The organism is Rhodococcus oryzae, from assembly GCF_005049235.1.
Classification (GTDB): domain Bacteria; phylum Actinomycetota; class Actinomycetes; order Mycobacteriales; family Mycobacteriaceae; genus Rhodococcus_G; species Rhodococcus_G oryzae.
Genome location: NZ_SUMD01000010.1, coordinates 189,191 through 203,417, shown reverse-complemented (window position 1 = coordinate 203,417; position 14,227 = coordinate 189,191). Strand labels below are relative to the sequence as shown.

Below are 14,227 nucleotides of genomic sequence, written 5' to 3'. Positions count from 1 at the left end.
CTCAGGCTGGAGGAGACATGTCCCGAGGCTAGCGAACCCGCCACCGCCGCGCGAGCGATTATTGCTCGCGCGGCGGTGTGGTCAGGAGGCCAGGATCCTGGCCTTCTCCGCATTGAATTCATCCTCGGTGAGAACTCCTTGGTCCTTGAGTTCGGCGAGTTGTTTCAACGCGGTGATGCGGTCGACGCCACCCGAGGGCGGTGCGGCGGCGGGCGGGGGCGGGGGCGGGGCGGCCTGCGGGGGCGCCTGTTCGGCCTGTTCGGCGTTCCATCGCCGACCCTGCCGACGGGAAACCCGATTCGAGACGGCGGTCGCGGTCCCGGCCACGACGGCGGTACGCGCGACGCCACGGAGAAGTCCAGGCATGGTGTGCTCCTTCGTCTTCAGTTGTTGGCATCGAGAGAGTCGAGTGCCGCCATGATGCCTTGCAGGGGGATGCGGCCCGAGGCCACGAGTTGCGCGCCGCCGCGGCGCAGCGCCGCGGCGAACGGGGCGGCCCACAGGTTCTCGTAGACGAGAATCGCTCCGGAACAGCCCGGTTCGAGGATGGCACCGGCTTCCTCGACATCGCTTGGATTCACCAATCCCGACGACGCCTCCGCGAACAGCGTCACGTCGATGCCGCCCTCCAAGCCGAGGTCGTCGATCGCGATCCCTGCCAGCGATCCGTCGGTGTCCTTGCGGACGAACACGAGGTCGAGCACGCGAATGATGCCGTTGTCGACCAGATCGCGGAGCATCGGCAATGCCGAGCCGTCCGGCTGCCGGTCGGCGGGGAACTCCACCACGAGGTAGTCGATGGGCCCGACTTCGTCGAATTCATTGTTCACTACAGGACCTCTCTCGTTGAAGATGGCCGTGGTCAGAACGGTGTTCGAGTTATTCACGATCGGGGGTGCGGCGGTCTGTCGGTCGGCCCCGCATGCTGCTCTCGGAGAATGGATTCGGACCAGGGGGCAACCGCGGCATCACGGCCCTTCCCCGACGCATGCCAGCATGTCACCTGGAGGGCCACGCGGCCAGGAAACCGGGCCATCGAGTGGCTCGGCGTTGTCGCCGCTGCCCCAGAGCCGCCGGTGTGTCCGTTCCGCCGGCCTGGGCAGCGGGCAGCGACAGCGCGGTGGGAGCGCGCGGCTGCGTGGTCGCCCAGCCCGCGATGTCCCGGCGGGCCGCCTTCTCGACGAGCAGGGGAACGAAGTCGCGCACCTTGCCGTCGGCGAAACGCTGGTGGATCGTCCACACGGCGTCCGCGATGTCGATCGGCGATATGGACGGGTAGCGAGCGGTCAGACGCGCGATGACGTGTTCGACTTGAAGCAGTTCGTCATCGCCGGTCATGGACACATCGTCTGCCCGATTCTCCACCGTCGTCAAGACTCGAAAAGGACTCGGGACAGGCACGGTTCACGCCGTGGACGCTTCCCCCGGCTCGGTAGGAATTGATCTTCGAATTCGCGATGTAAGCGGTGCGAGAAGCGGACACTGGAGTAAAAGCACCATTCGGTTGCGAGGAAGGGGACGTCATGTCTGAGAAGTCGCCGGCCGAACAGGGAATCGCGGCGGGCACGTCGATGGGGGCGGCCGTCATCCTGGTGACAGTTGGCATCATCCAGTTCTTCCAGGGGATCGCCGCGGTGGCCGAGAACGAGGTCTTCGTCGTCGGCATCGAATACACCTACAAGTTCGACCTCACCACGTGGGGCTGGATCCACCTCGTGCTCGGCGTTGTGGTGGCGGCGATCGGTGTCGCGCTGTTCACCGGGGCAGGATGGGCGCGGATCGCGGCGATCGTGATCGCGGCGATCTCGATCATCGCCAACTTCATGTGGTTGCCGTACTACCCGTGGTGGTCGGTGCTGATCATCGCCCTCGACGTGGTGGTGATCTGGGCGGTGTCGACATGGAAGCCGCAAGCAGTCTGACCCGGAACGCAGTCTGACCCGGAAACACGGTCTGACCCGGAAAAACAGTGGAAAGCAGGACAATTCGGTGACAAGTCCGACAACAGGGCCGCGCACCTCGGTGCCGCGGTCCTGCTGTCGGCGTACCTGGTGAGGTACTGGACGAGCACGCACGCATGGACGGCCGAGGGAGAACCCGGTGGGCAAATCCAAGGACGCGAAGTCCAAGAAGCGGTCCGAGCAGACCGGTCGGCAGCCTGCCGAGGCCGGAGAGCTGATCGACTCGTCGGCCGCGGAGCACGCCCCGCCGATGTCGAGCAAGGAATACCGCCGTCAGCTGAAAGTGCTCGACGCGGAGCTGGTCGCGCTGCAGGAGTGGGTCAGGTCGACCGGGGCGAAGGTCTGCATCGTCTTCGAGGGCCGCGATACCGCAGGCAAGGGCGGGGTCATCAGGGCGATCACCGAGCGCGTCAGCCCTCGGGTGTTCCGGGTGGTGGCCCTGCCCGCCCCGACCGAGCGGGAGAAGTCGCAGATGTACTTTCAGCGGTACGTGCCGCATCTGCCCGCCGCCGGGGAGGTCGTCATCTTCGACCGCAGTTGGTACAACCGGGCAGGCGTCGAACGGGTCATGGGTTTCTGCACGGAGGACCAGGCCCGGAAGTTCCTCGAGCTCATCCCCGCGGTCGAGCGCGTGATCGTCGAGTCGGGGGTCATCCTGCTCAAGTACTGGCTCGAGGTGAGCGAGGAGCAACAGACGCTGCGCCTGCAGAGTCGCATCGAAGATCCGCGGAAGATCTGGAAGCTCTCCCCGTTGGATCTGAAGTCCTACAGCCGTTGGTACGACTACTCGCGGGCACGTGACGAGATGTTCCGGTTCACCGATTCCGGCCTGGCGCCGTGGTTTGTCGCGCTCAACGACGACAAGAAGCGTGGGCGGCTCAACATCATCAGTCACCTGCTCAGCCAGATCCCGTACACCCCGCTCGAGCGTCCCGACATCACCCTGCCGAAGCGGCAGGACCCCGGCGGATATCGCGCACCGGCTCTGCCACTGCACTGGATCCCCACTCCTTACTGACGTTTTCCGAGTACCCGGCGAGGAGCAGCGGTCATGGCCACCATGGAACCCACACCGGACCGGGTGCACGCACGCACCACCACCGAATCCGGGGCGACCTGGTTCGCCCAGGATGCGGACGCAGTCCTCGCGGCGCTCGAGACAGACCCGGTGTCGGGCCTGACGGACGGCGAGGTCGACGCGCGGCGGCGGAGGTACGGCGGCAACGAGATCGCGGCCGAGCCAGCGCCTTCGACGTGGTCGATCGCCCTGCTGCAGCTGAAGGATCCGATGAACCTGATGCTGGTTGCGGTGGCCGTCGTCAGCGTGGCAATCGGCGAGGTGCCGACGGCGCTGGTGGTGGCGGCGCTCGTGGTGCTCAACATCGTGTTGGGCACGCAGCAGGAACTGAAGGCCCGCGCCAGCGTGGACGCGCTCGCGAAGATGCAGACGCCGCAAGCCCGGGTGATCCGCGGCGGGACGCTGACCGAGCTCGACGCGACCGAACTCGTCCCTGGCGACATCGTCGCGCTCGAGGCGGGCGACATCGTCCCCGCCGACGGCCGGCTGTTGCGGTCGGCCACCCTCGAGACCCAGGAGGCGGCGCTGACCGGCGAGAGCGCACCGATCGCGAAGGATCCCGGGACGCTCGATACCGCCGACGTCGCCCTCGGCGACCGCAGCAACATGGCGTTCCAGAACACCTCGGTCACCCGCGGCACCGCCACCATGGTGGTCACCGAGACCGGCATGCGCACCCAGATGGGCCTGATCGCGTCGATGCTCTCGGCCGTCGCGCCGAGCAAGTCCCCACTGCAGCGCGAGCTGAACTCGCTGACCAAGGTGCTGTCCGTGATCGCCTGGACGGCCGTGGCGATCATCGTGATCCTCGGTGTGCTGCGCGGGCAGAGCCTGACGACGCTGCTGCTGCTGGGCATCTCGATGGCCGTCTCGGCCATCCCGACCGGTATGCCGACGTTCGTCCAGGCGATGCTGGCCTACGGGGCGCGCCAGCTCGCGGACGCGAAGGCGATCGTGAAGAACCTCAACGACGTCGAGACCCTCGGCGCGACGAGCGTGATCAACTCCGACAAGACCGGCACCCTGACCATGAACCAGATGACGGTGCGCTCGTTGTACTTTCACGGCCGATGGTTCACGGTGGACGGCGAGGGCTATGGCAAGGCCGGGACGATCGCACAGGTCGCGGGCGAGGCGGCGCCGGACTTCACCCTGCTCGCCTACGGGCTGTGCCTGGACAGTGACGCCACCGTCTCCGACACCGGGGAGGTGGTCGGCGATCCGACCGAGGCCGCGCTGGTGGTGCTCGCGGCCAAGATCGGTGTCGACGCCCCGCTCACCCGGCGGACGTACCCGCGGGTCGCCGAGGTGCCGTTCGATTCCGCCTACAAGTTCATGGCGACCTTCCACCACCTCCCGGTCCGCGGCAGCACCCGGTTCGCGGAGCTGGTCAAGGGCGGACCCGACGTGGTCCTGGCTCGGTGCGCGACCGCGTTCGTCCCCGGCGGGGAGGAGGTGCCGCTGGCCGAGGTTCGGGACGAGCTCATGGCGGCCAACCGTGCCATGTCGGAGAAGGGGCTTCGCGTGCTGGCCTTCGCCACCCGGCTGCTCGACGGTCAGGAGGCGGCCGTGACCGCGGATCCGATGTCGTTCGTCGAGGACCTCATTTTCGTCGGCATGGTGGGGATCATCGACCCGCTCCGGCCGGAGGCGATCGAGGCCGTGCGCACCGCCCACGCCGCGGGCATCGACGTGCGGATGATCACCGGCGACCACGCCATCACCGCATCCGCGATCGGCGCCGAGCTGGGACTCGGGCCGGGCGCGATCGGCGGCGCCGAACTCCAGGCCATGACGGACGAGGAACTCGCGGCGGCCCTGCCGGAACTCCACGTCTTCGGCCGCGTCACGCCGCAGGACAAGCTGCGCCTCGCCGACATCATGCAGCGGGGCGGCGCGATCGTGGCGATGACCGGCGACGCCGTCAACGATGCCGCCGCCCTGAAGAAGGCCGACATCGGGGTGGCGATGGGGTCGGGGAGCGAGGTCACCAAGCAGGCCGGACGGATGGTGCTGACCGACGACAACTTCGGGACGCTGGTCACCGCGATCCGGTTGGGTCGTGGCATCTACGAGAAGATCGTGTCGTACGTCCGCTACCAGATGGCCAAGCTGTTCGCGATGGTGCTGTTGTTCCTCGTCGCGAGCGTGTTCGACATCAACGACGGCATCGCGCTCACCCCGCTGATGGTGCTGTTCCAGAACTTCTTCATCACCCTGTTCCCGGTCGCCGTCATCATGCTCGATCCGCTGCCCGCGGACCTGATGAGCAAACCGCCCCGGGATCCGAAACTCCCTATCGCACACCGGAAGGCATTCATCCAGTGGCTGGCGTACGGGATCTTGCAGTTCGCCGTCACCCTGGCGGCGATGCTCGTCGCCCCCGGCCCGATGAGTCCGACCGAGGCGAGTGTGCCGATGACGATGGCGTTCGTGGTGCTGTCGTTCGGGTCGGTCCTCAGCGGCCTGGTCATGAGGCGCGATCCCGAATCCGGTCTCGCCGCCCCCGTACTCGGCGCGCTGAAGATCCTCTCCATCCCGATCATCGCCACTGTCTTCGCGGTCGAGCTCGGCTTCCTCCAGGATCTGCTCATGACGATGTCCCTGACGGGTGGACAGTGGCTCGCCTGCATGGGTTGGGCGCTGATCGTCCCGGTCGTGATCGAGACGGAGAAGGTGATCCGGCGTCGCAGGCATCGACTCTCGGGGCCACCGGAACTCCTGTCCGCCGCCGTCGCGGTCGACCCGGCGCGGGCACGCACCCCCTGATCCGGTCACCGCGATCGGCCGAGCACGGCAGGCAGAGATTGGTGCTTCAATTGATGCATGTGTAGGTGGATGGCCTACTCGGGAGAGCCGATCCTCGCGGAGGACCTGCTGTTCCGGCCTGAGCACTCACTGATCGACCAGAGCCTGCACTCCCGCCTCGGCGCCACGACCACGAACGGCGACGGCTTCGGCATCGGCTGGTACGGCGAGGGCACCGAACCGGCGGTGTTCAAGAGCATCGAGCCGGCCTGGAACGACTCGAATCTGCGCGAGATCGCAGGCCACGTGCGCACCCCGCTGCTCTTCGCACACGTCCGGGCCTCGACCGGGACCGCGGTGCAGCGCAGCAACTGCCATCCGTTCCGGCACGGGCGCTGGTTGTGGATGCACAACGGCGCCCTCGGGGGATTCCGCGAGACCCGGCGCGACCTGATCACTGCGATCGACCCGGCCCTGTTCCCGGATCTCGAGGGTTCGACCGACTCCGAGACGCTGTTCTTTCTCGCGCTGACCTTCGGCCTCACCGACGACCCCTTCGACGCCGTCGCCCGGGCCGTCGGTCTCGTCGAGGACGTCGGCAGGTCCCACGGAGTCGAGGATCCGGTCCAGATGACCGTCGCGACGACGGACGGCGAATCCACCTGGATCTTCCGCTACTCGACCGCGAGGCAGTCGAGGTCGTTGTTCTTCTCGACCGAGATCTCCAGGCTGCGTGATCTGCACCCGGAGGTGCCCGTCCTCCATCAGTTGGGCGGGGAGACCCGGTTCGTGGTCTCCGAACCGCTGGGTGACCTGCCGGGCGCGTGGAACGAGGTGATGGAATCCTCGGCCGGGGTCGTCAGGCCGGGGCAGGACGAACTCCGCGCCTTCCGTCCGATCGCACCCACCTGAGTGGACCCGGGGCCGTGCGCGCCCGGCATCGGATGCCGGGCGCGACGGACCTACTCCCGGGAGGAGATCGCCGCGACCGGATCCGAGCGGAGCCTCGCGCGGGTCGGTATCGCGATCGCGATCAGTCCCAGCGTCACCGTCGCGGCGATGATCGCGGCGTAGGTGACGGGGGAGATGGCGGGGATCGGCTGCCCGGAGACCCCGAGGCTGACCCCCACCAGCGGCGGCAGCGCGATCAGCGTGCCCACCACCGACGCGATCGTCACCACCATCACCGCCTCGGCGCGCATCATGGCGCGTACCTGCCTGCGGCTCGATCCGACCAGGCGCAGCAGCGCGAACTCCCTGCCGCGCTCGGCCGTCGCCATCACGAGGGTGTTCACCACCGCCACCGCCAGGTAGGCCAGCAGCACCGACAGCGCGATCAGGCTCGTCCATGACTGCGCGCTGCGCTCGGCTTCGCCCGCCGCGCCGAGCCCGTCACGGTCGGTGACGGTGTAGCCGGCCGCGGCCAACGCGGCGCCGACCTCGGACTGCCTGCCGGGCTCGGCCCGCACCAGGACGCTGTCGTCCAGCCCGCTCGTGGTGTGGGCGCGCACGATCTCGTTCGCGAAGGTGACGTCGCCGAATCCGAGTCCGCGCCCGTAGGTGGCGACGACGGTGGGGCTGACCGCGGTGCCGTCGCCGAGGTGCAGCGTGGCGGTCTCCCCGAGCCTCACGCCGAGCGTCTGGGCGGTGTCGCTGCTCAGCGCCACCGTGTCCGGCCCGGCCAGCGCGTCGAGGCTGCCGGACTCGACCTCGAGATCCATCGTCGCGACCGTCGCGGCCGGGTCGATGCCCTGCGCCGCGTACCGCTCGGTGGTGGTGGACTCGCCGTCGAAGCGCGGGACGTACACCTGGCTGCGGGCAACGGGATTCGCCGCCTCGACGCCGGGGGTCCGGCCGATCGCGTCGACGACGGCGGCGGACAGTCCCGACCCGGTGCCGGTGACGAGGAAGTCCGCGATGACGCCCTCCCTCGACTGGGTGGCCGCCTCCGCCGCGACGGTGGTCTGGACGAAGATCTGTACCGATCCGATCGCGATCGCCAGGGCGAGTGGGGTGATGGCGGCGGCGAGGCGGCGGGCGTTGCCGCGCGTGTTCGCGGCCGCCAGGAACAGGGCGGGCGATCCCGATCGGCGCAGCGGCCCACCGAGCGCGGCCACCGCGCCGCTGACCAAACGCGGTCCCAGCAGCCCCACCGAGACCATCAGCAGGACGGCGGCACCACCGGCGCCCGCCAGCGCCGCCTGCCCCGGGACAACGGCGGGCAGCAGCGAGATCACCAGGCCCGAAGCGCCGAGGACCAGTCCGGTGACCATCCGCCCGCGGCCGAGCCGGGCCGGGGTCGCCGACGCCTCCGCCAGCGCGTCGACCGGATTGATCCTGGCGGGCCTGCGCGCGGCCACGGCCGCCGCCGCGCGGGCGGTGATCAGGCTCAGTGCCATGGCCGCGACGGCGGGCAGCGGGCTGAAGGCCAGGGCGAAGTCGGCGGGCAGCAGTCCGGCCGACGCGAATCGAGACCGGAGATAGCCGGCGAGGACGAAACCAGGGACGGTGCCCGCGACCGAGGCGACGCCCGCGACCAGCATCACCTCACGCCCGACGAGCCGGTGGATCTGACCCGGAGTCGCGCCGACCGCGCGGAGCAGTGCGAACTCGCGCCTGCGTTGCGCGATCGACAGCGACAGGGTGCTGGCCACCACGAACATGGCGATCATCACCGCGGTTCCGGCGAACGAGATACCGATCATCACCAGTTCGGTACGCGCACTGCCCGCGTCGAGGAACTCCGCGTCGCCGCGGGCCCGTCCGGTGTAGGTCTCGACCTCGGGCACTCGTTCGCGGATCCGCTCCGCCAGCGCGCTCGCCGTGACGCCCTCGGCCGCCGTGACGCCGATGGTGTCGATGTTGCCCGAACGCGGTGACAGCGAGGAGATCCGGCCGTCGGACAGGAACACGTGCGCGGCCCGGTCCGGGGTGGGGCTCGCGCCCGCGACGCCGACCACTGTGTAGTCGTCGGCGATGCCGCCGTGCGCCAACGAGATCCGGTCGCCGATGCGGGCCGGCTCGGCGTCGTCCACCACGACCTCGCCGGGACCGTTCGGCGTCCGTCCCTCCCGGATCTCGTACGGGGTCAGCGCGGCCGAGCCCCAGCCGTGCGCCTGCACCGGCCTGCCCGACCACGCGACCGGAACGCTGATGTCGGGGACCGCGCGCGCCACCCCGGGAACCGACGCCAGCTCGTCCGCGACGCCCGCGGCCAGCGGGGCCCGCTCCGCGAACGGCTGGTCGACGTCCTCCTTGACCACGAGCGACTGCCTGCCGCCGACGATGACGTCCGCGCCCGCGTAGCGCTGCGGCTCGATGCCGCCGCGGATCCCGGACTCGATGAGGATGCCGAGCCCGGTGACGAGCATCGCGGCGAACAGCACCGCGACGAACATGCCGACGAATCCGCCTCGGTGCGCGCGGATGTTCGCGCCTGCAAGGGATCTCATCGGGTCACCACTCCCCGAGGTGGGTCATGTGGTCGGCGACCTGCTGGGCGCTCGGCCGGTCCAGGTGACCGACGAAGGCGCCGTCGGCGAGGAACAGCACCCGGTCGGCGTACGAGGCGGCGATCGGATCGTGGGTGACCATCACCACGGTCTGCCCGAGTTCCTCGGCGGTGCGGCGGAGCAGTTCGAGCACCTGGCGGCCGGTCCGCGAGTCCAGCGCGCCGGTCGGCTCGTCGGCGAACACGGCATCGGGCCGGGTCACCAGGGCGCGCGCGATCGCGACCCGCTGTTGCTGGCCGCCGGACAGTTCCGCGGGCCTGCGCCCGCGCAGATCCGCCAGGCCGACCGCGCCGGTGACGAAGTCGAGCCAGCCGGGGTCGGCGCCGCGGCCCGCGAGCAGCAGCGGCAGGGTGATGTTCTGCTCCACCGAGAGCGCGGGCAGCAGGTTGTAGGCCTGGAAGACGAAGCCGACGTGGTCGCGCCGGAACACGGTCAGTGCCTTGGACTTGAGTCGGGAGATGTCGGTGTCGCCGAGCCACACGGACCCCGAGGTCGGCTGGTCGAGGCCGGCGGCGCAGTGCAGGAAGGTGCTCTTGCCGGAGCCCGACGGGCCCATCACCGCGGTGAAGGCCCCGCGGGGCAGGGTGAGGTCGATGCCCCGCAGCGCGGTCACCGCGGCGGTACCGGACCCGTACCTCTTGGTGACGTGCTGGAGTCGGAGGGCGGCGACGGGCGGGCTCAGAACCTGTGTGCTCATGGATGACGACGCTATGGACGGCCGCGGCGGCGGACGATCCCGCGCGCTACCGGATCCATGGTGTGGCTGGCTATACCGACACGTCCGCCGGGGTGCGGCATGCTGGGAGCATGGCGAGGACCGGGCGGCTGCGGAGCTGGTGGCGTGCGCTGCGCTACCTGGCGGCGGAGGGCATCGCGGGCATGGTGTCGATGGCGCTGCTGGTCGTCGGGCTGGTGCTGGTGGTGTTCCTGCTGTTCGGTCCGGGCTGGCTGCTGGCGCCCCGGGCGGTGGGGTTGTTGCGGTGGTGGGCGGGGCTGGCCCGGCGCCGGGCCGGGTGGTTCTCGGGCGAGGTGCTGTCCGAGCGGTACCTGCCGATCCCGGCCGACCCGACGTTCGAGGACCTGCGGCGGCTGGCGACCGCGGCCTCGACCCGGCGCGACGCCGCCTGGGTCGCGGTGCACGCGCTGATCGCGCCCGCCGCCGGCCTGTTCGCGCTCGCGCTCCCCGCCGCGGCCGTCAATTCGCTGCTGATCCCGGCGTATTGGCAGTCGATGCCTGCCGACGAGCCGGTGACCAACATCTATCCGGTGACCTCGTGGTGGGGGGCCGCCGCGATGCCGCTGTTCGGTGTCGCCTACGGCGCCCTGTCGCTGTGGCTGACCCCGCTGATGGCGCGCGGGATGTGCGGGCTGGCCGCGCGGCTGCTGGCGCCGACTCGGGAGTCCCGGCTGGTGGAGCGGGTGAGCGCGCTGACCGCGAGCCGCGCGGCCGCCCTCGATGCGCACGCCGCCGAGCTCCGCCGGATCGAGCGGGACCTGCACGACGGCGCCCAGAACCGGCTCGTCGGGGTGGTGATGATGCTCGGCATCGCGGAGCGGTCGCTGCGGACCAACCCGGAACAGGCCCTGCCGCAGCTGCTTCGGGCCCAGGACGCGGCCGCCGACGCGCTCGCGGGCCTGCGCACCATCGTGCACGACATCTACCCGCCGATCCTCGACGAGCTCGGGCTCGAGGGTGCGGTCTCGGCGCTGGCGGGCCGGAGCCCGGTGCCGTGCGTCCTGGACGTGGGCGGCCTGCGCCGCGCGCCTGCCGCGGTGGAGTCGGCCGCGTACTTCGTGGTGGCCGAGGGACTGACCAACGTGGTCAAGCACGGCGGCGCGGGCGGGGTGACCGTCCGCCTGCACACGACCGACCGGGATTCCGGTGAGGTGCTGCGGATCGCGATCACCGACGACGGGCACGGCGGAGCGGTCGAGCGGGCAGGCGGCGGGCTGAGCGGGATCCGGCGCCGGGCCGAGGCCTTCGAGGGGACGATTGAACTGGCCAGCCCCGAGGGCGGTCCGACGTCGCTGACGGTGGAACTGCCGTGCGGGGCGTGAGGGGCCCGGGTGCCATCCGGTCGGGGTCCCGCGCGAGAACAGCCGTGGGCTACCGTCGGTTCACCATGAGACTGGAGGCGCCGTGCGGATCGTGATCGCCGAGGACGACGCCCTCCTTCGCGAGGGCCTGGCGCTGTTGCTGCGCGGGGAGGGCTTCGAGGTCGTCGCCGCGGTGGACAACGCCGAGTCCTTCCTGGAGGTGCTGGACTCCGCGGACGCCGCAGTGCTGGACGTCCGGATGCCGCCAACCTTCACCAACGAGGGGCTCAAAGCGGCCGAGGAGGCGCGACGCCGCAGGCCGGGGTTCCCCGTGCTGGTGCTCTCTGCGTATGTGGAGGACCGGTACGCGGGCCGGCTGCTCGCCGAGGGTGCGAACGGGATGGGGTACCTGCTCAAGGAACGCGTCGGCCGGGTCGCCGAGTTCACCGACGCGCTGCGCCGGGTCGCGGCGGGCGGCACGGTGATGGATCCTGAGGTGATCTCGCAGCTTATGAGCCGCAGGCGGTCCGACGACCCGATCCGCTCGCTGACCCCGCGCGAGTCCGAGGTGCTCGGTTTGATGGCCGAGGGCCTGGACAACGGCACCATCGCCGGCCGGCTCGTGGTCAGCGAGACCGCGGTGAGCAAGCACATCGGCAACATTTTCGCCAAGCTGGGGCTGTCCGCCTCCGACAGCGGGCATCGGCGGGTGTTGGCGGTGCTGGCCTACCTGCGCGGCTGAGCGGCTGCGGCTTCGCCGCCCGTGAGTCCTTTTGGTCCCCCTGCGGGCCAGAAGGACTCACGGGCGTGTCTGCCATTCGGGGGCGATATCAGGGTAAATCCGGATGCGCCGAACGGTTCTCGCACCATAGGGTCGGGGTATGAAATCTGCTGCGGTCGCGGTCGGTATCTCGGTCCTCCTGCTCGCCGGATGCTCGGACACCTCGGATCCGGTGGTGGTCAACAGCTTTCCCAACCGGGCGGCGGTACAGGCCGACCTGGACGAGCTGGTCCGTTCGACCGTCGGCGGCGCGGTGGCCACCCTGTCCGTTCCCGGTGAGACGGTGGAGCTGCGCAGCGGGGTGGGCGATCGGGTCACCGCAGAGCAGATCCCGGACGGCGCACAGGTCCGGATCGGCAGCGTCACCAAGACATTCGTGGCGGCCATCGTGATGCAGCTGGTCGACGAGGGGAAGATCGAGCTCGATGCCCCCATCGATCGCTACCTGCCCGGCGTGCTGGTCGCGGACGGCGTCGACCCGGGCGCGATCACGGTCCGGCAGCTGCTGCAGCACACCAGCGGGTTGCCCGAGTACTCCGACGACCCGCGCATCACGCAGACCTATCTCGGCAGCGGCGAACAGTTCACCCGGCAGGATCTGCTCGCGATGGCGATGGCGCACCCCGCGCAGTTCCGCGCGGGTGAGCGGATGAAATACACCAACACCAACTACCTCGTGAACGGGATGCTGGTCGAGAAGGTCACCGGGAACACGGTCGAGGACGAGCTCGCGAGCCGGATCACCGGGCCGCTGGACCTGACCGACACCTACCTGCCCGGAACGGGGGAGAAGCAGATCCGCGGACGGCACCCGTCCGGCTACGAGGCGGACGGGGACACCATCGTCGAGATGACGGCGACCGAGCCGTCCGGTCCCTGGGCCGCGGGCGCGATGGTCTCGAGCGGGGCGGACCTGACCGCCTTCCTGCGGGCGCTCGTCGAGGGCCGGCTGACCTCGGAGGCGTCCTGGGGCGCGATGACCAGGACCGTCCCGATGGATCAGCCGGGCATGTCCTACGGGCTCGGGTTGATGTCGGCGAAACTGTCCTGCGGCAAGGTCTTCTGGGGGCACTCCGGCGACATCCCGGGGTTCCACACGCTCTCCGGCGCGACCGAGGACGGCCGGGCGGCCGCGATCACCGTCACCCAGGCGCCGCCGCAGGAGGTCGACACCCTCGCCCTGCTCAGCCACGCCCTCTGCTGATTCGCACGACTGCGCGTCAGTGCATGACGGCGGCGATCTCGCGGGCGGTGACCCTGGCCAGCTCGACGAAGAAGGGCACCCGTTCGGGGATCATCAGCTCGGTCGGCCCGCGCAGTCCCAGCGCGAACCGGGCGAGGCCGTCGTCGCCGACGACCGGGACCCCGATCGTCCGGTAGCCGACGGCCAGCTCCTCGTCGTTGAAGGCATAGCCCCGCTCCCGGGTCAGGGCCAGCTCCTTGCCCAGCTCCTGCGGCCCGGGAACCGAACGCGCCGTGCCCGTTTCGTAGGGCAGCCGGCCCAGCTCGTCGTCGGTGACCAGGGACCAGGCCAGCAGCGCCTTGCCCAGCGCGCTGGCGTGCAGCGGCAGCCGGACGCCCTGTAGCTGGTGGCCGTCGGCCTCCCGCCACCGGCTGGTTCCGAGCAGCACCGCGTCGTTGCCGTATCGCGTCGCGATCGACGCGCTCGCGCCGGTGGTGGTGGCGAGCTGCTCGAGGTGCGGTTCGGCGAGATAGATGCGGTGCTGCCGGTAGGCGATCTGGCCGTACTCCGCCAGCGCGCCGCCGAGACGGTACCGGCTCGACTCCGCGTTCTTGTCGAGGAAACCGGCGTCGACGAGGGCGGCGAGCAGCCGGTGCGTGGTGCTGACCGCGAGCCCCTGGAGGCGGGCCACCTCGGACACCCCGAGCTCGTCGCCGCCGCGGAAGCAGCCGAGCACCGAGAGGGCACGGGCGACGGTCTGCACGGAGCCGGTCGCCGCGGGCGTGAGGTCTGAGGGGGTCTCCACGTCGCGACGCTAACACGCGCGGCTGGCTCGGATGCTTTCCATCATTCGGAAAATTGGTGATCTGAATCGGCGACGAATGGCCGAATCCCGCAGTGGGTGTCTGTCAAGACTTCCAATCAGCA

The 14,227-nt window shown here is 70.0% G+C and carries 12 protein-coding genes and 1 pseudogene; 7 read left to right on the top strand and 6 right to left on the bottom strand.

Annotated elements, in window-relative coordinates; all coding sequences use genetic code 11:
• Positions 1-81: 81 nt before the first annotated feature.
• The 3 genes and pseudogenes from FCG67_RS20010 to FCG67_RS20000 form a co-directional block, all read right to left on the bottom strand.
• Positions 82-366, bottom strand: coding sequence for an SHOCT domain-containing protein (locus FCG67_RS20010; RefSeq protein ID WP_136911423.1), 285 nt, complete (start codon positions 364-366; stop codon positions 82-84).
• A 17-nt stretch (positions 367-383) separates the two neighbouring features.
• Entirely contained in the window at positions 384-830 is a 447-nt protein-coding gene (locus FCG67_RS20005; protein WP_246045180.1) for a DUF6325 family protein, read from the bottom strand.
• Between the two features lie 322 nt (positions 831-1,152).
• Positions 1,153-1,338 (bottom strand): annotated as a pseudogene (locus FCG67_RS20000) (three-helix bundle dimerization domain-containing protein); the annotation flags it as partial.
• 185 nt (positions 1,339-1,523) lie between these two features.
• On the opposite strand from FCG67_RS20000, the gene FCG67_RS19995 reads away from it, so the two are divergent.
• The 4 genes from FCG67_RS19995 (at position 1,524) to FCG67_RS19980 (ending at position 6,699) form a co-directional block, all read left to right on the top strand.
• Positions 1,524-1,922: a DUF7144 family membrane protein gene (locus tag FCG67_RS19995; RefSeq protein WP_136911422.1), complete on the top strand. Its 399-nt coding sequence runs from the start codon at positions 1,524-1,526 to the stop codon at positions 1,920-1,922.
• 253 nt (positions 1,923-2,175) lie between these two features.
• Positions 2,176-2,979 carry a polyphosphate kinase 2 gene (gene ppk2, locus FCG67_RS19990; RefSeq protein WP_246045188.1) on the top strand — a complete coding sequence of 268 codons (804 nt, stop codon included), beginning with the start codon at positions 2,176-2,178 and terminating at the stop codon, positions 2,977-2,979.
• Positions 2,980-3,021: 42 nt separating this feature from the next.
• On the top strand, positions 3,022-5,808 hold the full coding sequence (locus tag FCG67_RS19985; protein ID WP_246045187.1) for a cation-translocating P-type ATPase: 2,787 nt from the start codon (positions 3,022-3,024) through the stop codon (positions 5,806-5,808).
• A 69-nt stretch (positions 5,809-5,877) separates the two neighbouring features.
• Positions 5,878-6,699, top strand: coding sequence for a class II glutamine amidotransferase (locus FCG67_RS19980; protein WP_136911420.1), 822 nt, complete (start codon positions 5,878-5,880; stop codon positions 6,697-6,699).
• A 50-nt stretch (positions 6,700-6,749) separates the two neighbouring features.
• Here the strand turns inward: FCG67_RS19980 and FCG67_RS19975 are convergent, their stop codons facing one another.
• Positions 6,750-9,239: an FtsX-like permease family protein gene (locus FCG67_RS19975; protein ID WP_136911419.1), complete on the bottom strand. Its 2,490-nt coding sequence runs from the start codon at positions 9,237-9,239 to the stop codon at positions 6,750-6,752.
• Positions 9,240-9,243: 4 nt separating this feature from the next.
• A complete protein-coding gene (locus FCG67_RS19970; RefSeq protein WP_136911418.1) occupies positions 9,244-9,996 on the bottom strand; it encodes an ABC transporter ATP-binding protein in 753 nt (250 codons plus the stop codon).
• 110 nt (positions 9,997-10,106) lie between these two features.
• Here FCG67_RS19970 and FCG67_RS19965 point away from each other — a divergent pair, with 110 nt between their 5' ends.
• From FCG67_RS19965 to FCG67_RS19955, 3 genes are all read left to right on the top strand, one after another.
• The gene (locus FCG67_RS19965; protein WP_136911417.1) at positions 10,107-11,357 is read left to right on the top strand and encodes a sensor histidine kinase; all 1,251 of its coding nucleotides are present in this window, start codon (positions 10,107-10,109) and stop codon (positions 11,355-11,357) included.
• Between the two features lie 82 nt (positions 11,358-11,439).
• Positions 11,440-12,078 carry a response regulator gene (locus tag FCG67_RS19960; RefSeq protein WP_027502323.1) on the top strand — a complete coding sequence of 213 codons (639 nt, stop codon included), beginning with the start codon at positions 11,440-11,442 and terminating at the stop codon, positions 12,076-12,078.
• A 139-nt stretch (positions 12,079-12,217) separates the two neighbouring features.
• Positions 12,218-13,321 carry a serine hydrolase domain-containing protein gene (locus FCG67_RS19955; RefSeq protein WP_136911416.1) on the top strand — a complete coding sequence of 368 codons (1,104 nt, stop codon included), beginning with the start codon at positions 12,218-12,220 and terminating at the stop codon, positions 13,319-13,321.
• Between the two features lie 16 nt (positions 13,322-13,337).
• Here FCG67_RS19955 and FCG67_RS19950 read toward each other — a convergent pair whose 3' ends face one another.
• A complete protein-coding gene (locus FCG67_RS19950) occupies positions 13,338-14,105 on the bottom strand; it encodes an IclR family transcriptional regulator (protein ID WP_246045179.1) in 768 nt (255 codons plus the stop codon).
• Between the last annotated feature and the right edge of the window lie 122 nt (positions 14,106-14,227).